This is a genomic window from Streptomyces sp. NPDC033136 (genome assembly GCF_055578235.1).
The window spans coordinates 132133-151516 of record NZ_JBVIPD010000017.1; the positions used below are offsets into that span (position 1 = coordinate 132133).

16 protein-coding genes and 1 riboswitch are annotated in these 19384 nt (G+C 71.6%); of the genes, 8 read left to right on the plus strand and 8 right to left on the minus strand.

Annotation, left to right across the window (positions count from 1 at the left end; all coding sequences use genetic code 11):
• Nucleotides 1-198 precede the first annotated feature (198 nt).
• Nucleotides 199-1737, plus strand: coding sequence for a M23 family metallopeptidase (locus ACZ5TL_RS27765; RefSeq protein ID WP_468593147.1), 1539 nt, complete (start codon nt 199-201; stop codon nt 1735-1737).
• An 80-nt stretch (nt 1738-1817) separates the two neighbouring features.
• Here ACZ5TL_RS27765 and pcrA read toward each other — a convergent pair whose 3' ends face one another.
• Nucleotides 1818-4349 carry a DNA helicase PcrA gene (gene pcrA, locus ACZ5TL_RS27770; protein WP_468593148.1) on the minus strand — a complete coding sequence of 844 codons (2532 nt, stop codon included), beginning with the start codon at nt 4347-4349 and terminating at the stop codon, nt 1818-1820.
• Between the two features lie 304 nt (nt 4350-4653).
• Nucleotides 4654-4812: riboswitch (cyclic di-AMP (ydaO/yuaA leader) on the plus strand.
• 7 nt (nt 4813-4819) lie between these two features.
• Between pcrA and ACZ5TL_RS27775 the strand changes: the two genes are divergently transcribed.
• Together ACZ5TL_RS27775 and ACZ5TL_RS27780 are read left to right on the plus strand one after the other, a co-directional pair.
• Nucleotides 4820-6001: a C40 family peptidase gene (locus ACZ5TL_RS27775; RefSeq protein ID WP_468593149.1), complete on the plus strand. Its 1182-nt coding sequence runs from the start codon at nt 4820-4822 to the stop codon at nt 5999-6001.
• 69 nt (nt 6002-6070) lie between these two features.
• Nucleotides 6071-6988: an SLAC1 family transporter gene (locus tag ACZ5TL_RS27780; protein WP_468593151.1), complete on the plus strand. Its 918-nt coding sequence runs from the start codon at nt 6071-6073 to the stop codon at nt 6986-6988.
• A 4-nt stretch (nt 6989-6992) separates the two neighbouring features.
• Here the strand turns inward: ACZ5TL_RS27780 and ACZ5TL_RS27785 are convergent, their stop codons facing one another.
• Nucleotides 6993-7346 (minus strand): hypothetical protein, encoded by a 354-nt coding sequence (locus ACZ5TL_RS27785; protein WP_107455854.1) that lies wholly within the window; start codon nt 7344-7346, stop codon nt 6993-6995.
• 421 nt (nt 7347-7767) lie between these two features.
• Between ACZ5TL_RS27785 and ACZ5TL_RS27790 the strand changes: the two genes are divergently transcribed.
• The gene (locus tag ACZ5TL_RS27790; RefSeq protein WP_468593153.1) at nt 7768-8832 is read left to right on the plus strand and encodes a C40 family peptidase; all 1065 of its coding nucleotides are present in this window, start codon (nt 7768-7770) and stop codon (nt 8830-8832) included.
• 10 nt (nt 8833-8842) lie between these two features.
• Here ACZ5TL_RS27790 and ACZ5TL_RS27795 read toward each other — a convergent pair whose 3' ends face one another.
• Nucleotides 8843-9583: a LuxR C-terminal-related transcriptional regulator gene (locus ACZ5TL_RS27795; protein WP_468593154.1), complete on the minus strand. Its 741-nt coding sequence runs from the start codon at nt 9581-9583 to the stop codon at nt 8843-8845.
• Nucleotides 9580-10872 carry an ATP-binding protein gene (locus tag ACZ5TL_RS27800; protein WP_468593156.1) on the minus strand — a complete coding sequence of 431 codons (1293 nt, stop codon included), beginning with the start codon at nt 10870-10872 and terminating at the stop codon, nt 9580-9582. The genes ACZ5TL_RS27795 and ACZ5TL_RS27800 overlap by 4 nt, the downstream gene beginning before the upstream one ends.
• 177 nt (nt 10873-11049) lie before the next feature.
• Between ACZ5TL_RS27800 and ACZ5TL_RS27805 the strand changes: the two genes are divergently transcribed.
• Both ACZ5TL_RS27805 and ACZ5TL_RS27810 read left to right on the plus strand, forming a co-directional pair.
• Nucleotides 11050-12504: a PspC domain-containing protein gene (locus tag ACZ5TL_RS27805; RefSeq protein WP_468593157.1), complete on the plus strand. Its 1455-nt coding sequence runs from the start codon at nt 11050-11052 to the stop codon at nt 12502-12504.
• The gene (locus tag ACZ5TL_RS27810; RefSeq protein WP_468593158.1) at nt 12491-12715 is read left to right on the plus strand and encodes a hypothetical protein; all 225 of its coding nucleotides are present in this window, start codon (nt 12491-12493) and stop codon (nt 12713-12715) included. The genes ACZ5TL_RS27805 and ACZ5TL_RS27810 overlap by 14 nt, the downstream gene beginning before the upstream one ends.
• Before the next feature lie 14 nt (nt 12716-12729).
• Here the strand turns inward: ACZ5TL_RS27810 and ACZ5TL_RS27815 are convergent, their stop codons facing one another.
• The 3 genes from ACZ5TL_RS27815 to ACZ5TL_RS27825 form a co-directional block, all read right to left on the minus strand.
• A complete protein-coding gene (locus ACZ5TL_RS27815; RefSeq protein ID WP_468593160.1) occupies nt 12730-13260 on the minus strand; it encodes a DoxX family protein in 531 nt (176 codons plus the stop codon).
• Between the two features lie 157 nt (nt 13261-13417).
• On the minus strand, nt 13418-14758 hold the full coding sequence (locus ACZ5TL_RS27820) for a hypothetical protein (protein WP_468593161.1): 1341 nt from the start codon (nt 14756-14758) through the stop codon (nt 13418-13420).
• A 333-nt stretch (nt 14759-15091) separates the two neighbouring features.
• Nucleotides 15092-15886, minus strand: a complete 795-nt coding sequence (locus tag ACZ5TL_RS27825; protein WP_468593163.1) for a class II aldolase/adducin family protein — start codon at nt 15884-15886, stop codon at nt 15092-15094.
• 187 nt (nt 15887-16073) lie between these two features.
• Between ACZ5TL_RS27825 and ACZ5TL_RS27830 the strand changes: the two genes are divergently transcribed.
• Nucleotides 16074-16547 (plus strand): pyridoxamine 5'-phosphate oxidase family protein, encoded by a 474-nt coding sequence (locus ACZ5TL_RS27830; RefSeq protein WP_468593165.1) that lies wholly within the window; start codon nt 16074-16076, stop codon nt 16545-16547.
• A 3-nt stretch (nt 16548-16550) separates the two neighbouring features.
• On the opposite strand, the gene guaA is transcribed toward ACZ5TL_RS27830, so the two are convergent.
• A complete protein-coding gene (guaA, locus tag ACZ5TL_RS27835) occupies nt 16551-18131 on the minus strand; it encodes a glutamine-hydrolyzing GMP synthase (RefSeq protein WP_468593167.1) in 1581 nt (526 codons plus the stop codon).
• Between the two features lie 345 nt (nt 18132-18476).
• Between guaA and ACZ5TL_RS27840 the strand changes: the two genes are divergently transcribed.
• The gene (locus ACZ5TL_RS27840; RefSeq protein WP_468593169.1) at nt 18477-18758 is read left to right on the plus strand and encodes a chorismate mutase; all 282 of its coding nucleotides are present in this window, start codon (nt 18477-18479) and stop codon (nt 18756-18758) included.
• Nucleotides 18759-19384: the final 626 nt, after the last annotated feature.

Below are 19384 nucleotides of genomic sequence, written 5' to 3' on the forward strand. Positions count from 1 at the left end.
ACGGCCACGCAGCCCCGATCAGCCTCGAACAAACTTCGAACACAGGGCCAAACCCTCGTCCGCAGTCCGCCAAAACACGGCCGAATGCCCGTTTCATGCGCGCGCGAAACCTGCAGAAGATTGTCGTGCCCGCGTACCGCCGGGTACAGTCGCCGCACTGCTCTGGCAGCCCCTGTTGTCGAGGCGAAAGAGAAGTTGGTGAACGACCGTCACCCGTCGGGGACCATGACCCCGGCCCCGGCTTCCGACGCCGACTCGGCGCACTACGCGTCGTACGGCACCCAGGAAGCCCAGTACGGCGACTTCACCGCGTACGGCGACTACGCCGCCACAGGTTTTGACGCCGGTGGTACCGACGGCGCCGGTTTTGAGGCGTCCGGCCACGCCACCACGAGCTTCGCCACCGACCCCCTCTTCGGCGACATGCCGGGCAGCGGCCACGACACGGGCACGTACGACACCGGCCACTGGCCCACGGGTGCGCACGAGAACCCGCACTACGACGCGTACGCGGCCCAGCACCACGCCTCCTACGACACCGGCGTCTACGACACGACGTCCTGGACGGCCGAGCAGCAGCCGCTGCCGGTCATCCCGCCCCAGGCCGCCTCCCCCGACGCCACCGGGCAGTGGGAGACCGGCGCCTGGCTCCAGCCCGACCAGACCGGCAGCCCGGCCGACGGGACCCAGCAGTGGGAATGGGGCACACAGGCCTTCGACACGGGCGCCTACGACGCGACCCAGTGGAACTCCGACGGCGCGGCCGCACCGGCCCCCGACGGATACGAGCAGCACGCCGAAACCATCGACCAGCACGAGACCGCGACGTTCGAGCAGGTCGCCTACGACGAATCCACCGAGGCCGGCTACCACGACGAGCCCGCCGCGGACGGCGATGAGCCGGCCGCCACCGGCGAACTGCCCACCGTCACCCCGCTCCTGGACGGCCAGGAAGATGTCGTGCGCCCGGCTTCGCGGGCAGCCTCCCGCGCCGGCTCCCGTTCCCGCCGCCGCACGCCCCCCAGGCGCTCGGCGCTGATGACCATCGCGGTGCCCTCGGCGTGCGTGATGGGCGTCGCCGGCATCGCGGCCGCTTCCGTCGGCAGCCTCACCGAGGACAGCGCCGCCGAGGCGCAGACCACCGCGGCGGACGCGCAGCCGGTGAAACCGGCCGCCGCCAACAACAAGCTGGACACCCAGCTGCAGAGCCTCGCCGCCGGTGCCGACGACTTCGCCGACCGGGCCAGCCGTACGCAGGAGCGCATCGACCTCAAGGCCCAGCAGGCGGCCGAGAAGAAGCGGGCGACGGAGGAAGCGGCCCGCAAGGAGCGGCTCCGCCCGAAGTTCGCCCTGCCGGTCGCGCAGCACGGACTGAGCGCCTACTACGGCCAGTCCGGCATCAACTGGATGTCCCTGCACACCGGCATCGACTTCCCCGTCTCGTACGGCACGACCGTGATGGCCGCGACCGACGGCACCGTGCGCACCCAGTGGAACAGCGCGTACGGCAACATGATGATCGTGACCGCGAAGGACGGCACGGAGACGTGGTACTGCCACCTCTCCACCTACACGGTCCCCTCGGGCACGACCGTGAAGGCCGGCGATCCGATCGCGCGCTCGGGCAACTCCGGTAACTCCACCGGCCCCCACCTGCACTTCGAGGTGCGCCCGGCCGGCGGCTCGGCGATCGACCCGCTCCCCTGGCTCCGCAGCCACGGCATCGACCCGGCGTAACGTCCCGGTCCTCTCCGGCAACCGGGAGAAACGTCCCGGCAGCCCCCGCCGGACGAGCCGACGGGGGCGGACTCACCTTCCTACAGCTTCTCCACCGGCGCATACCGCAGCAGCAGCCGCTTCGGCTTGGTGTCCCCGAAGTCGATCGTCGCCTCGGCGTTCGAGCCCGTGCCCTTGACCCCGACGACGGTGCCGAGCCCGAACTGGTCGTGCGTGACCCGGTCTCCGACGGCCAGTGAGACCACCGGCTTCTCGGAGGTGCGGCGCGTGGCGAAACCGGACGCGCCCGACGCCGACGAACGCGAGCGGGACGAGGACAGCGAGGCCGCCACCGCCGAGACCGGCCCGGACGACGCGGGCGCGGTGGCACCCGTGCGCTTCCACTCCACGTGAGTCGGCGGGATCTCCTCCAGGAACCGGGACGGCGGGTTGTACGACGGTTGGCCCCAGGCGCTGCGCAGCGTGGACCTCGTCAGGTACAGCCGCTCGCGGGCGCGCGTGATGCCGACGTAGGCCAGGCGCCGCTCCTCCTCCAGTTCCTTGGTCTGGCCGAGGGCGCGCATGTGCGGGAAGACGCCGTCCTCCATGCCGGTCAGGAAGACGACCGGGAACTCCAGGCCCTTGGCGGTGTGGAGGGTCATCAGCGTGATGACACCGTCGCCGCCCTCCTCGTCCGGAATCTGGTCGGAGTCGGCAACCAGTGCGACCTGTTCGAGGAAGTCGGACAGCGTGCCCCCCGGAGCGGCAGCCTCCGCTGTTACCGCGCCCTCGCCGCGCTCCTGCTCGAACTCCATCGCGACGGCGGCGAGTTCCTGGAGGTTCTCGATCCGGGTCTCGTCCTGCGGGTCGGTGGAAGCCTGCAGCTCGGCGAGGTAGCCGGTGCGCTCCAGGATCGCCTCCAGCACGGTGGCCGGTCCGGCGCCGGACTCGACGATCGTACGGAGGTCCTCCATCAGCGTGTTGAACCGCTTGACGGCGTTGGTGGAGCGCGCCGCCATGCCGTACGCCTCGTCGACGCGCTTGAGCGCCTGCGAAAAGCTGATCTTCTCGCGCTGGGCGAGGGCGTCGATCATCGCCTCGGCGCGGTCGCCGATGCCCCGCTTGGGCACGTTGAGGATCCTGCGCAGCGGCACCGAGTCCTCGGGGTTGGCCAGCACGCGCAGGTAGGCCAGGACGTCCCGGACCTCCTTGCGCTCGTAGAAGCGGACGCCGCCGACGACCTTGTAGGGCAGGCCGACGCGGATGAAGACCTCTTCGAAGACACGGGACTGGGCGTTGGTGCGGTAGAAGACGGCGACGTCGCCGGCCTTCGCGTCGCCCGCGTCGGTGAGGCGGTCTATCTCGTCGGCGACGAACTGCGCCTCGTCGTGCTCGGTGTCGGCGACGTAGCCGGTGATGTGCGCACCCGTGCCGGCGTTGGTCCACAGGTTCTTGGGGCGGCGGGACTCGTTGCGCTCGATGACCGCGTTGGCCGCGCTGAGGATCGTCTGCGTGGAGCGGTAGTTCTGCTCCAGCAGGATCGTCGTCGCGTCCGGGTAGTCCTCCTCGAACTGGAGGATGTTGCGGATCGTCGCGCCGCGGAAGGCGTAGATCGACTGGTCGGCGTCACCCACGACGCACAGCTCGGCGGGCGGGACGTCGTCCGGGCCGGGCGGGACGTCGGTGGGGTGCTCGGCGGTGCCGACGAGTTCGCGGACGAGAGCGTACTGGGCGTGATTGGTGTCCTGGTACTCGTCCACCAGCACGTGGCGGAAGCGGCGGCGGTAGTGCTCGGCGACGTCCGGGAAGGCGCGCAGCAGGTTGACCGTCGTCATGATCAGGTCGTCGAAGTCGAGGGCGTTCGCCTCGCGCAGCCGCGACTGGTACATCGCGTAGGCCTGGGCGAGGGTCTTCTCGAAGCCTCCCCCAGACTCCGTCCGGGAGGTGCCCCCAGTGGCCTGGGCTGCGAAGTCCTCCTCGTCGATCAGCTCGTTCTTCAGGTTGCTGATCTTGGCGCTGAAGGACTTCGGCGGGAAGCGCTTGGGGTCGAGGTCCAGGTCGCGGCAGACCAGGGCCATCAGGCGCTTGGAGTCGGCGGCGTCGTAGATCGAGAAGGAGGAGGTGAAGCCGAGCTTCTTGCTCTCCCGCCTCAGGATGCGCACGCACGCGCTGTGGAAGGTCATGACCCACATGGCGTTCGCGCGCGGGCCGACGAGCTGCTCGACGCGCTCCTTCATCTCGCCGGCGGCCTTGTTGGTGAAGGTGATCGCGAGGATCTGGCCCGGGTGCACGTCCCGCTCGGCGAGCAGGTGGGCGATGCGGTGCGTGAGCACACGGGTCTTGCCGGAGCCGGCGCCGGCCACGATGAGCAGCGGGGAGCCGGAGTGGACGACGGCGGCGCGCTGGTTGTCGTTCAGCCCCTCCAGGAGCGTGGCGGTGTCCACCACTGGGCGCGGGGCGCCGTCCCGGTAGTAGGAGTCCCGGTCCGGCGGCACGTCGAACTTCCCGCCGAACAGATCGTCCGGAACCGGCTCCGGAGCGTGATCGTCCTCGGGTGGCGGCGGGGGCTCGTCCGCGGGGCCCCGCTGGGCCTGGAGGTCCGCCAGGAAGCTGTCGTCAAAGAGGCTGCTCATCGCTCTCCGAGTCTAGGGCGCCCCACTGACAGCCCGCCGCCGCCCTGAGAACATCACCGAAAGGATCCCCTCGTCACCCTGTATCCCTGCACGATCACAGCCCGCTACGGCCGTCACAATTATGACGAACTCATGACGAACCCTGCCCCGTCGATGACTCTCAGCGACGCACTCAGGTAAGGTCACGAAAATGTATCGGGCATATCGCCCATCAACCTTCACAGGGGCCACACGAGTTGGCTACGGTGCGACCAGGCCGCACGACCCCCACCGGCGAACGTCGCCGGGCCGCGCGGCCTCCGTCGAGTCCGGTGTGCCGCAAAGCAGCCGGAGCCGGGGACCCAACCGAAACCTTGGGGTGAATCGGCCCGACTCCTTTCGAGGAGAAGGCCGTAGGGCAACCCTTCCGAACCACCCGCCCGAACCCGACAGCTAACCCGGTAGGCGGACGATGGAAGGAGTCGCCTCCCTTGGCGTCGCACCGCAAGTCGCGTCCTACGGGTACGCGCGTAGCAGGCATACGGACCCCCGCCCTCGCAACGGCGGCCCTCACCTCCGTGGCCCTGCTGTCCCAGTCGGCCAACGCCGCCCCCGAGGCCGACGACAAGCCGAGCCTGGAGGAAGTCGAGAAGAAGGTCGACGCCCTGTACCGCCAGGCCGAGTCGGCGACCGGCAAGTACAACGCGGCCAAGGAGAAGACCGCGAAGCAGCGCAAGCGCGTCGACACCCTCCTCGACGACGTCGCGCAGCGCACCCAGAAGCTCAACGAGGCGCGGGAGGAGCTGGGTTCCTTCGCCTCCGCCCAGTACCGCACCGGCGCCGCCGCCCCGGAGACGGCGACGTTCCTGCTGTCGGACACCCCGCAGGACTACTTCGACCAGACCCATCTGATGGACCGGATGACCGGCCGCCAGAAGGTCGCGGTCGACGACTACGTCACGCAGCAGTCCGAGACGATGAAGAAGCGCCAGGAGGCCACCGAGAGCCTCGAGACGCTCACCGAGACGCAGAGCGACCTGAAGACGGCCAAGGCGACCGTCCAGAAGAAGCTCGCCGACGCGCGCGAGCTGATGTCGAGGCTGACCGCCGAGGAGAAGGCGCGGCTCGCGGCGATCGAGCGGGAGAAGCAGGAGGAGGCCGCCCGCAAGGCCGCCGAGCTGGCCCGGCAGCAGGCCGCACAGCGGGCCGCGCAGCAGCAGGCGCAGGAGGAGGCCGCCCAGCAGCAGGAGAGCGGATCCTCGTCGGCGGGCTCCGGCCCGACCTCCTCGACGGCCCCGGCCGACTCCTCGTACACCACCAAGGCCGACAAGGCCCTCGCCTTCGCCCGCGCCCAGATCGGCAAGCCGTACGTCTGGGGCGCCGTCGGCCCCGGCTCCTACGACTGCTCCGGCCTCACCCAGGCCGCGTGGAAGGCCGCGGGCGTCACCCTGCCGCGCACGACCTACGACCAGGTCGACGCCGGCACCACGGTCCCCCTCTCCCAGGCCCAGCCCGGTGACCTGGTCTTCTTCTACAACGACCTCACCCACGTCGGCATCTACATCGGCAACGGCATGATGATCCACGCCCCGAAGCCCGGCACCTACGTGCGCGAGGAGTCGGTCTACTACGACGGCGAGTCGGCGATCCACAGCGTGGTGCGGCCGGCCTGAGGACCCTTTTGAGGGGCACGCGCGCGTGCCCCTCTCCTCACGCGCGCGGCGCTCTCTAGCATCGGCGCCATGTCCGGTCCCTCCCCGCTCACCCCCTGGTGGGCGATGTACGCGCTGGCGACCGGCACCGTGTCGGTCGGTCTCGACTCCGCGGGGTACGCGGTCCCCTCCCGCATCGTCCTCGTCCTGGCCTGTGCGGCCTGGCTGGGGGCGGTCGCGTCCGCCGTGCCCCGCCTGCCGCGGCCGGGGCGGCGGACGGAGACAGCGGCCGCGCTCACCTTCGTGGCCGCGACCGCCATGGTGGGCACCGGCTTCTCCGCGGCGGGGCAGCGCGGGCCGGCCGCGGCGCTGCTGGCGTTCGCCGCGCTGGTCTGGACGGTGTTCCTCGCCTCGGGATCCCCGGACCGGCGCGGCACCGTGTTCCTGCGCTGCGTGGCCACCCAGGGGCTCGCCGTGCTCGGTGCCACGCTCGCCGCGGCGGAGTCCGCCGCCTGGCTCGCGCACGCGGCCCTGGTGCTGTTCTGGCTGGGGCTCCCGTTCTACGGCTTAGCCCTGTTCCGCTTCGAGCCGCGGCAGATCACCGACGGGCCCGGGGACCACTGGCTCGCGGCCGGCGCGCTCGCCGTCTCGGCGCTGGCCGGGGCGAAACTCCTCAGCGCCGACAGCGACCGCCTGTACCTGTGGAACACCGACGACCACGCCGTCCTCACCAGGGTCACCGTCGCGCTGCTCGTGCTCACCGCGGTCTGCTGCGTCGCCCTGTTCACCGCCGAACTCTTCTGGCCCCGGCGCCGCTACGCCGCGTCGCGCTGGGCGACGGTGTTCTCCGCCGTCGTCACGGCGGTGGCCGCCCTGGCGGTCGCCGCCGCCTTCGACACCCCATGGCTCGATGGCCTCGGGGAGGCACTGCTGTGGATCGCTGTGGCCGCGTACCTCGGTTGCGCCGCCTGGGCGGCCGTCACCCTCAGAGTTGGCGCCCGGCCCTGACGGGTCAGGTCCAGAGCACGGCGATGAAGACGTTCGCCGTGGTCAGCAGCCCGACCAGGCCGAACAGGCCCTTGTCCACCTTCTCGTCGTCCCTCTTCACGTAGACCAGGCCCAGGATCACGATCAGCAGGGCCAGCTTCACGCCGATCTTGATGTTGTTCACGGACTGGTCGTCGGCCTGGTTGAGGCCGACCAGGATCACACCGGTGACCAGCATCGTCAGCGCGCCGTGCAGCATCGCGGGGGTGTATCGGGCGGTGCCCTCGCCCATCGCCTTCATCTGGGTGAGGAAGCCGCCCAGGAGCGAGGCGATGCCGATGATGTGGAGGCCGACGAAGAGGTGGATGAGTACGTCCATGAAGCCGGAGCCTAATCAGGGGCTCCGGTGCCGCCCGTCACCGGGCCACCGGTGCACATATCCGCCCCATAGCACCCGATCACTGCCACTCACTCATGAATCGACGCATCGGTCATCACGCTGAGTGAAGTGAACGGCGTGGAGGCCGGATCGCGATCGCATACGGTCACCACCGGTCCTCTCGGGACAGTTCCGCGCACCCGCCACCGGCCCGCCACAGCGGGGTTTAGCGTCCTCCACCAGGTGACCGGCTCCCCACCGCCGCCCGGGCCAGGGGCGGCAGTCGGGCACCACCGCCGAAAGGTCCGGCGGCGGTCCGCTTCCCCTGTGCGGGCCGTCGCCGGACGCGCGCAGGCCGCTGTCCGCTCCCCCCGCGGCCGTACGCACTCACCGGCGGTCGAGGAAAGGACGTGGCCTCCAGGTGGCAGCGCACCGCAAGCCCCGACAGCGCTCGACGGGTGGCAAGGCCCGCACGGCCGCCACGATCGCCCTCGCGGGCGCGGCGACAGCGACGGGCTTCGACGGAACCGGACACGCCGAACCGCAGCTCACCCCCGGCCAGATCAAGGCCGAGGTGGACAAGCTGTACCAGGAGGCGGAGGTCGCCACCGAGAAGTACAACGGCGCGAAGGAGAAGGCCGACGCGGCCGGGCGGAGGCTGAAGGACCTGCAGGACCAGGCGGCACGCAAGGAGAGCCGGCTCAACTCGGCCCGTGAGGCGCTCGGTTCGGTCGCTGCCGCGCAGTACCGCGCCGGCGGTCTCGACCCCGCGGTGCGGCTCGCCCTGTCCGACGACCCCGACCGGTACCTGGAGAACGCCGAGTTCGTCGAACGGGCCGGCAACCGGCAGAACGCCGCCGTCACCCGCGTACGCCGGCAACTGCGGGAGATCGAGCAACTGCGCGGGGCGGCCCACATCGAGCTGACGTCCCTGAAGTCCCAGCAGACGGAACTCAAGCGGCACAAGAAGACCGTCACCGGCAAGCTGGGATCCGCGCGGCAACTGCTGTCCCGGCTCAGCGCGCAGGAACGTTCCAGGCTCGGCGAAGCACCGGCCACGGACCGCGCCTCACGCGCCTCGACGGGCCCGCGCGACGCCCCGGCCGCCCCGGGGTCCGCCGCGGCCCAGGCACCCAACGCCCGCGCGGCCGCTGCCGTCTCCTACGGCTACCAGAAGCTCGGCAGCCCCTACGTCTGGGGCGCGACCGGCCCCGACGCCTTCGACTGCTCGGGCCTCGTCCAGGCCGCGTACCGCTCCGCGGGCGTCGCCCTGCCCCGCACGACGTACTCCCAGATCGCCGTCGGCCGCCGCGTCTCCCGCTCCGAGCTCCTCCCCGGCGACCTGGTCTTCTTCTACGCCGGCATCAGCCACGTCGGCATCTACGTCGGCAACGGCCGCATGATCCACGCCCCGAACTCCTCGGCCCCGGTCCGGGTCGCCCCGCTCGACGAGATGCCGTACGCGGGGGCGACGCGGGTGGTGTGAGCGGGCCGTCTCACACCAGCCGGCGAGCCGTCGCCCACCGCGTCAGCTCGTGCCGGTTGGACAGCTGGAGCTTGCGCAGGACCGCCGATACGTGGGACTCGACCGTCTTCACGGAGATGTACAGCTGCTTGGCGATCTCCTTGTACGCGTACCCCCGGGCGATGAGCCGCAGCACCTCGCGCTCGCGCTGGGTGAGGCGGTCCATGTCCTCGTCGACCGGCGGGGCGTCCGTGGAGGCGAAGGCGTCCAGGACGAACCCGGCCAGCCGCGGGGAGAAGACCGCGTCGCCCTCCTGGACGCGGAAGACGGAGTCCACGAGGTCCGTGCCGGTGATCGTCTTGGTCACGTACCCGCGGGCCCCGCCGCGGATCACCCCGATCACGTCCTCCGCCGCGTCCGACACGGACAGCGCCAGGAAGCGGACCGGCTGCTCGGGGTCGCCCATCAACGGGGCACAGCGGCGCAGCACTTCCACACCGCCACCGCCCGGCAGGTGCACGTCGAGGAGGACCACCTCGGGCCGGGTGGCGGTGATGACCGTGACCGCCTGGTCGACGTCCGCGGCCTCGCCGACGACCTCCACACCGGTCTGCTCGGTCTGCCCGATCTCGGCCTGGACCCCCGTACGGAACATGCGGTGGTCGTCCACGAGGACCACGCGCACGCGACGCCCGGGACCGCCGCCCGACTCCGCGGACACGGGCGCCTCCGCCGATCCCGCCGTACCGTTCGCCTCGGTCGGGTCGCTCATGACGTCTTCTCCGCCCTCTCCATCTCCAGCTCGACCTCCGTGCCGCCGTCCGGCACCGCGCGCAGCCGCGCCGTCCCGCCGTTGCGCTCCATGCGGCCGATGATCGATTCCCTGACACCCATCCGGTCGGCGGGTATCGAGTCGAGGTCGAAGCCGGGGCCGCGGTCCCGGACGGACACGAAGACCGTCTTTCCCTCGACCTCGGCGAAGACCTGCACGGCTCCGCCCTCGCCACCGTACTTGGCGGCGTTCACCATTGCTTCGCGCGCGGCCTGCGTCTGTGCGCCGATCCTCTCGTCGAGCGGGCAGTCACCCACGACCACGACCTCGATGGGCACACCGTGCTTGTCCTCCACCTCGGCCGCGTCGCGCCGCACGGCGTCGGCGAGGGTGGTGGGTTCGTCGGCCTCGTCCTTGCCGGTGCCCTCCGGCTTGTAGAGCCAGGTGCGCAGGTCGCGCTCCTGGGCGCGGGCGAGACGGCGCACCTCGTTCGCGTTCTCCGCGTTGCGCTGGATCAGCGTGAGGGTGTGCAGCACCGAGTCGTGCACATGTGCGGCGACCTCCGCACGCTCCTGGGCACGGATGCGCATCAGTCGCTCCTCGGACAGGTCCTGCGTCATGCGCACCAGATACGGGCCGGCGAGGAGCGTTATCCCGACGAGGACCGCGAGGGCCGCCTGCAGCACGGAGCCGAGGTGGGCGGCGGAGCCCTGCAGGACGAAGATGCCGGTGACGCCCGCCGTCACCAGCAGGACACCGCCCACCGAGCGCAGCAGCGTGACCGTGCGCCTGCGGCGGCCGACCTCGACCCAGCGGGCCCGGCGGGCGTTGTCCGCCTGCCGCCAGACGAGGGCGACGCCCGCGCCGACGAGCACGGCCGGCCACAGGTAGGCCCTGGCTCCCCCGCTGAGGTTCACGTTGCCCACGAAGACCATGGCCACGACGACCATGAGCAGCAGGGCCACGATCTGGCCCTTGTCGGGCCTGCGCGTGACGAGTCTGCGGCGGCCGTCGGGCGAGGTCTCCGAGGCGACCAGCGACGGCGGCCTCTGTGCCTCGACGCCGCCGACACCGAGCGGGACGAAGAACCAGAACGCGGCGTACAGCAGCGCACCGAGGCCATCGGCCATGAACAGGCCGACGAAGACGAGCCGTACCCAGATCACGGGCAGCCCGAGATGGCCGGCGAGCCCCCGCGCCACGCCTCCGAGCCAGCGTCCGTCGCTGCTGCGGTAGAGCTTGCGCGGCGGCCGCGGCTCGGCGAGTGGCGCTGCTGCGGCTTCCGACATGCCATTGATGGTCACATGGGCGAGGAGTCGGAGCATCAGGGTCGGCCCCGGATACTCCCCTGATCTCCGCGGGCCGCCCGTCGAACGCTTCCCGAGCCGCTTCTCAGGGCAGATATCAGGGTCCGGCCAGGGTCGTTCCGACTGCCGCGGCGGCGCCGAGCCCGTCACCATGGACCCATGACCGATCACGAGCACGCCGCGACGGGTCCGGGACCCGGCTCCGGCCCGCGTCCCGCCCCGGGCGCCGGGCCGCAGGGTGCGGCGCCCGCCGCGGGCACCGCACCGGCCGACGCCCCCGAGGAAGGCGCCCCCGCCGGACCACCCCACACGTTCCGGCGCGACCGCCGCCACAAGACCCTGGCGGGTGTCTGCGCCGGACTCGGGCGGCAGTGCGACATGGACCCGGTGATCTTCCGCATCACCCTCGCGGTGCTCTCCGCCACCGGCGGCATCGGCCTCCTCTTCTACGGCTTCGCCTGGCTCTTCGTCCCGTACGACGACGAGGACGAGAACGAGGTGCGCAAACTGCTCACCGGCCGCGTCGACGGCCAGGCCCTGACCGCCGTGCTGTTCGCGCTGGTCGGCTGCGGAGTGTTCCTGACCCTGCTGAACAACGGCGGGGTGCTGACCTTCGCCGTCGTCCTCTCCCTCCTCCTCGCGGGCGCCGGCTACTGGTCGCGCCAGCGCGGCACCCCCATCCCCGACCCTTCCCCGAGCTCTCGCCTGCGCTCGAGCAGGGGAGTCCCCATCGCCGCCCAGGCCGCCGCCGACGCCCCGCCGGAGCCGCAGGCGCCGCCGGTGCTCATCACCTACCCCTCCTGGTGGCGCGACCCGATCGTCAAGGACGGCACCCACATCGGCGGCACGGGCTATCTGTGGGGCCCGCGCGACACCCGCGACCTGGACATCGCGGCGGCCGTCAGCATCAGCCTCGGCACGCCGCCCCCCGGCGCCCGCGAGGACATACCCACCCCGCGCCCCCAACCGCCGAAACCGCGCGGCCCCCGCTGGATCGGAGGCTGGGTCTTCCTGCTGGCCCTGCTCGCCGGTGCCCTCGGCACGAGCCTGACCTGGGACGGGCACCCGCTCGGCACCAGCCTCCAGACGGGCCTGGCCTGTGCCCTCGGCGTCCTGGGCCTGGGCATAGCGGTCAGCGCCTTCCTGGGCCGCACCGGGGCGGGCTCGATCCTCCTGGCGATCGTCACGGCGGGCCTGCTCGCCCGCTCGGCGGCCCTGCCCGAGAAGATCGACACCCACTGGGCGCGCACCACCTGGCAACCCGCCACGGCGGCGGACGTACAGCGTCGGTACGAACTGGGCACCGGCGTCGGCACCCTGGACCTGACCAGGCTGGACCTCACCGAGAAGCAGACCGTGACCACACGCGCCGACGTCGGCGTGGGCCGGGTGAAGGTGCTCGTGCCCGCGGGCGTGACCGTGCGGCTGAGCGCCGACGTGGGGATCGGCGACCTCCAGCTGCCGGGCGACGACCCGAAGGACGTGGATGTGCAACCGGGCCGGCGCCAGGAGCTGACCCTCGCCCCCGCCAAGGGCGTCGAGAAGTCCGGCACCATCGACCTGGACCTCCAGGTCGGCATGGGACAAGCGGAGGTGAGCCGTGCTGCGTCATGAACTCCAGCCGGGGAAGCTGGTCGCCGGCACCGTCCTCACCGTGGCAGGCGCCCTCTACGCCGGTGACGCGGGCGGCGCCTGGGAGATCCCGTGGTTCGCGGCGATCCCGCTCGTCACGGGCGGGCTGTGCCTGGCGGGCGTGGTGGCGTTCCTGACGAGCCGGGTCCGCCGACGCCGGCAGGCCGGCCGGACCGGCACGGACACGGCGTGACGGCGAAAGGCCCGTTACCGGTAGCCACCGCCGCGCTGCCGTCGCCTCGCCCGTAGGACGGCATCCACGGACAGCAGGGGCGCGCCCGCCAGGACGAGGGGGATCCAGGCCATGAGGTAGGCGAGGTCATTTCCGTAGTAGTACGGGTCGGAGGCCCAGCTGACGGTGAGCCACAGGCTGAGGGAGATCAGCGCGCCGCCGAGTGCGGCCAGACGGGCGAACAGGCCGAGCAGGGTGCCGATGCCGACGGCGAGTTCACCGAAGGCGATGGCGTAGCCGAAACCGACGGGGCTCTTCAGGGAGAGGTCGACCAGGGCGGGGATGGCGGAGGAATCGCGCACGGCGCGCATCATGTCGCCGATCGACCCGGCACCGGAGTCCTTCATGAAGGCGCTGTCGGTGATCTTGTCCAGGCCGGCGTAGATGAAGGTGACGCCGAGGAAGATGCGCAGGGGCAGGAGGGCGTAGCGGGCGGCGATGTCCCGCCAGTCTCCGCCGCTGCCGAAGTGGGAGGTGTGCGAGTCCGTTCTCCTACTGTGAGCCATCGCTGCTAGCCGCCTCTCGCCGCCGGTGCCGAGACCCCCTCACCATAGGTACGACAAACGGGCCGCGCTCAATCCTGTGCGGACGGTTCTTTGCGGCTTGGCCCAGGTTCGGGAGGCGGCCGACTGCCCGCGGCTGAGCCGCGCCCCCGGCCACCCGTCACTCCGTCACGTCCACCGCGTACCGGTTCGTCTCCACCCCGGCCGCCGTGACCACCTGCACGTCCACCCGCCCCGGCTCCACATCCGCCGGCACCGGCACGGTCAGCAGCGTGTCCGTCGGGTTGCGGAAACCGCCCGGCACCGGCACCAGCGGGACGTGCACATGTACGGCACCCACCCGGACGACCATCCGGGCCAGCCGGTCGGCCCCCTGCGCACCCGGCGGCACGAAGCCCGCGCCCCGGATCTCGATGTCGTCCCCGGTGCGGATCGGTGCGTCCAGGTCGCCTGCCTCCCGGGCCCGGACCACGGAGAGGATCACGGGCCGGCCGCCCTCGGCGTACTTGCCCGCCAGATACGTGGCCGCCGACACCAGGACCACGACCGCCAGCCCCCACGGCAGATCCGGCAGCTGGTCCGGCCTCCTGGCCAGCCGTACCGCCGCGAAGGCCAGGGCGACCCCGCTGATCACGACGTACTGGATGTCGGCGAACGCGCCCCGCCCCGCGTCGTCGGTCAGCAGGTCGGCGGCGCGCGGCCGGTCGGCGTGCACCTTCTGCAGTCGCTGCCCCAGCACCCGCAGCCCGACCACCCGCCGCACGAGGACGGCGATCCCGCACACCACCGCGAGCACGGACACGACCCCGGCGGCCCGGACGAGTTCCAGCCCGGAGATCAGCGCGTCCCGCTCCGGGTGCCGGGAGGCGGCCGTGAGCCGCCCGGCGAGCACGAGCACCGAGTAGGCCACGAAGAGCACCCACGCGGCGGCGACCGTGCGGGACGTCGACAGCCGGTTGTCCTCACCGATCACGGGCGCCAGCGCACCGCCCTTGGCGCGGTGGAACCACGACGCCGCCGTCAGGGCGGCGGCCACCACCAGCGCCGCGGCCAGCCCGGCCGTGCGCGCCGCCGTCCAGCCCGCACCGACCGCCGTGAGGGCCTGCCCGAGCAGCAGCACCACCACGGCCGCCCACACCACGGCCGCCGTGCGGCGCCACAGTCCCGTCAGCCAGGCCCGGCCCTCGGCCCGTCCCCGCTCGGCGACGAGCTCCGCGGACTGGGCGAGTTCCTCCGAGACCCACTGGCGGGAGGCCGAAGCGGAGTGGGCCACCGCGGCCGGCAGCCCCTGCCCGGCCGCGAACCCGTCCCGTTTGCGCAGGAACGCGGCGACGGCCCGCCGATGCCCTTCCCGTGCCCCGTGCGGGCAGTCCCCGCAGGCGCACCCGCCCTCGTGGGTGCCCCCAAAACCGCCCGGCCGCCCGCCCCCGTAGGGACCGGCACAACCGCCCGCGTACACATCCGCGTCCGCGCCGTCCTGCCTCGCCTCCCGCACCGCCACGCCTCCGACGCCCGCCTTCCCGCGACCCAACCACCGCCGGTCTTCCGGACCCCGGAAACACCGCTGGACAACTCCCGTGCGACGACAGCGAATTGTGCCCTAGATGACCGGGCCCCCGTCTGCCCTGTCTGGTCAGTACGGGTGAAGTTCGGCGTGCCGAGTTGACCTGGCTGCGAGGATTCCGTGAGTACGCCCAGCACGAGGGCGCCGGGGCGGTACGCCGAGAGGACGCACCGGACGCCGCGCGGCCGCCCTTCGGGCGACGACGCCACTTCCGCGACCGCCTTGGCCCTGCCTTAGCCCCAATACCGCCCAAAGTCATCGGTATTGGCCTTAGTCCAGCAGTTCCGGCTCGCTCCGGATGATGTCCTGCCACATCGGCTGGTAGTTGATCCACGCCACCAGGTCGCCGCCCAGTTGCTCCCGTGTCGCCACCGCCATCCGGTGGTCGATCCGGACCGGCCGCCCGGCCGCCTGTGCCGTCAGCTGCACCTGGCAGGAGCGCTCCATCGACACGAACCACCAGGCCGCCGCGTCCACCGAGTCGCCGACGGTCAGCAGCCCGTGGTTGCGCAGCACGAGCGCCTTGCGGGAGCCGAGCACGGCCGCGATGCGCCGCCCCTCCTCGGCGTCGACGGCGACGCCCGTGTACGTGTCGTAGAGGGCGTGGTCCTCGTAGAAGGCGCAGCTCTCCTGGGTGATCGGCTCCAGCAGTTCGCCGAGGGCCGCGAGCGCCCGGCCGTGCACCGAGTGGCAGTGGGCGACGGCGACCACGTCGGGGCGGGCGGCGTGGACCTGGGCGTGCACGGTGAACGCCGCCTGGTTGACGTGGTAGCGGCCCTCGACGACCTGGCCGTCCTGGTTGGCGAGCACCAGGTCGCTCACGGTGACGTGCCGGAAGGGCAGCCCGAACGGGTTGACCCAGAAGCAGTCGGTGTACTCCGGGTCGCGGGCGGTGATGTGCCCGGACACCCCGTCCTCGAGGCCGAGCCGCCCGAAGATCCTCAGGGCGCCCGCGAGCCGTTCCTTGCGGTGCCGGCGCTCGTCCTCGACCGACTCGTGCATCGGCGGCATCGCGAACCGCAGCCGGTCGGTGGGCAGCGGCAGGGGCGGTGTGGGCCCGTGCATAGGTCCTCCAGCGCTGGTTCTGCGTACGGAGCGGAAGTTACCGTCGGTGAGGCCCGGAAGAACAGAACCGTTCCGTGATGAAACGCGCGCCCCTGTGAGTACCCCGTGCGCACCCTTTCGCTCCCGGTCTCCCCGACCCCTCGAATAGCCGACAGAAGGTGTCGGGTTTTGGCGCCAGACTCTCCGTATGACAGCGAACTGGGCGGCTTTCGCCACCGCCGAACCGGATCTGGCCGACACCGTCGAGAAGCGCTTCGGCGCCTACACGCACCACGTCCTCGCCACTCTCCGCAAGGACGGTTCGCCCCGTACCAGCGGGCTGGAAGTGCGGTTCCTGAACGGCGAACTGTGGCTCGGCATAATGCAGGGCTCGCTCAAGGCGCTCGACCTGCGGCGCGACCCGCGCTTCGCGCTCCAGGCGAACCCCGGCCAGGGCACGGGCATGGGCGGCGGCGACATCCGGATCAGCGGCCGGGCGATCGAGGTCGACGACGCACCGACCAAGGCCGGGTACGTCGAAGAGGTGGAACCGCCGGAGCCGTTCCACCTCTTCCGTGCCGAGCTGACCGAGGTCGTGAGGACCTACGTGGAGGACGACAAGTACCTCGTCGTCCAGATCTGGCAGCCCGGTGAGCCCCTGCGCACGGTCAGGCGCACCTAGTGCCTACTCCCACTCGATCGTCCCCGGCGGCTTCGAGGTCACGTCGAGGACGACACGGTTGACGTCCTTGACCTCGTTGGTGATACGCGTGGAGATCCGGGCGAGGATTTCGTAGGGCAGGCGCGACCAGTCGGCCGTCATCGCGTCCTCGGAGGAGACGGGACGCAGGACGATCGGGTGGCCGTAGGTACGGCCGTCGCCCTGGACGCCGACGCTGCGGACGTCCGCGAGCAGGACCACCGGGCACTGCCAGATGTCACGGTCGAGGCCGGCCGCCGTCAGCTCCTCGCGGGCGATGGCGTCGGCCTCCCGCAGCAGGTCCAGGCGCTCCTTGGTGACCTCGCCGACGATCCGGATGCCGAGGCCGGGGCCGGGGAAGGGCTGGCGCTGGACGATCTCCTCCGGCAGGCCGAGCTCCTGGCCGACCATGCGGACCTCGTCCTTGAAGAGCTTGCGCAGCGGCTCGATCAGCTGGAACTCGAGGTCCTCGGGCAGGCCGCCCACGTTGTGGTGGGACTTGATGTTGGCGGTGCCGGTGCCGCCGCCGGACTCGACGACGTCCGGGTAGAGCGTGCCCTGGACGAGGAACTCCACGGCCGGGCCCTGGTCGGCGATGATCTCGGCCTGGGCCTGCTCGAAGACCCGGATGAACTCGCGGCCGATGATCTTCCGCTTCTCCTCGGGGTCGGAGACCCCGGCCAGCGCCTTGAGGAACCGCTCCTGAGCGTCCACGACCTTCAGCTGCACGCCGGTCGCGGCCACGAAGTCCTTCTCGACCTGCTCGGTCTCACCCTTGCGCATCAGGCCGTGGTCGACGTACACGCAGGTCAGCTGGGAGCCGATGGCCTTCTGGACGAGGGCGGCGGCCACGGCGGAGTCCACGCCGCCGGACAGGCCGCAGACGGCGCGCCGGTCACCGACCTGCTCGCGGATGGCGGCGACCTGCTCCTCGATCACGCTGCCCGTGGTCCAGGACGGGGTCAGGCCCGCGCCCCGGTACAGGAAGTGCTCCAGCACCTGCTGCCCGTGCGTGGAGTGCATCACCTCGGGGTGGTACTGGACGCCGTAGAGCTTCTTCTCGTCGTTCTCGAAGGCGGCGACCGGCACGACGTCCGTGGAGGCCGTGACGGAGAAGCCCTCGGGGGCGGCGGAGCAGGCGTCGCCGTGCGACATCCAGACGGCCTGCTCGGCGGGGGTGCCCTCGAAGAGGGTGGAGGACACCTTGGAGACGTGCAGGTCGGTGCGGCCGTACTCGCGGGCGCCGGTGTTGTCGACGGTGCCGCCGAGGGCCTGGGCCATCAGCTGGAAGCCGTAGCACATGCCGAAGACGGGGACGCCGGCCTCGAAGAGCGCGCGGTCCAGGCGCGGGGCGCCTTCCTCGTAGACCGACGAGGGGCCGCCGGAGAGGATGATCGCCGCGGGGTTCTTGGCGAGGATCTCCTGGACCGGCATGGTGCTCGGCACGATCTCGCTGTAGACCCGCGCCTCGCGGACGCGACGGGCGATGAGCTGGGCGTACTGCGCGCCGAAGTCGACGACCAGAACGGTGTCGGCGGCGTTGGCAGCGGGAGTCGCTGATGACACGGGGTGCCTTCCGGCGGTGGGGCGGGGGTCTTGTGCCACCCGATTCTACCGAGGTGCCCGGGGGGAGCGTCCCGCCCACCGACCGTCCGGGCTCGGCGCCCCCCCGTCTCACCATCCGAACCCGTTTGGACGCCGCATCCCCCCGGGGCATACTGAGCCCCATGCTCACGCACCCGACCTTCCGCTTTACCTATGGCGTCCGGCCCGCCGGCTGCCATGGTCGTGCTGCTTGAGCAACTGACAAGCGACTTCCCAGGCGCCCCGGGCCGACAAGGCCCGGGGCGCCTGCCGTCGTCCGGGCCGTGCCGCCCCGGGGCTCCACCCCTGACGACGAGGAGCCCCTCCATGACCGCCATCGACGTGACCGGCGCCCGTACCCCCGAGGCCGCCGGCGTGATCACCGGCGCCCGCGAGCGCATCGACGCGCTCGACGACCGGATCATCGGCCTGATCCAGGAACGGGTGGCCGTCTCCGCCGTCATCCAGGAGGCGCGGATCTCTTCCGGCGGCCGGCGGGTGAACCTCTCCCGCGAGATGGAGGTCCTCGCCCACTACAGGGACGCGCTGGGCAAGCCGGGCACCGCGCTCGCCATGACCTTGCTGGAGCTGTGCCGCGGCAGGATCTGACCCCGCCCGAGGAATCCGCGTTCGCGGGACAGACGTACGCGTCCCCCTCACCCGTACGGAGCGTGACCGCCCCCGCGCATCCTCGTTGGTCCCGGTGTCCGTGCCAGCCAGGGGCGGGCCCGAAGGAACCACGCGTGGCTCACTGGGGCGATGAGACGTACGGATCGTGCCGTGCGTCGTGGGACCTCGCTCCAGGGAAGTGACCGGACGGCAGGGGACAGCAGCCCGGTCACCCAACAGAACGGCCGGCTCCGGGGACGCCCGGGGTCGGCCGGCGGACCTTGCATAAATGCACAATCCTGGGTCAAACGGTTGCGGGCACCGCGTTCATCCAGCACGATGCCTACACAGCCCAAGTCCTCCCGCGGACACCCGCGTTGCCTGACCGCCCAGGATCGAGACCAGCGGCGCCACCCCCCGGCGCCGCTTCCAGGCACCGGCGCTGCCCTGACGTCGGTGCTGACGAGAAGAAGGGCCCCGCGGCTCCACCCCGCGGGGCCCTTCGCTCTGCATCGGCGGTCGTCCGGCGGAGCGACAGACAGGGCGTCAGGCGGGGCGTCAGGTGCGCGTCACTGTCCCCCAGCCCTCACGGTCGCCGTCGTCGATGTCCCTGCACCGGTCGTACG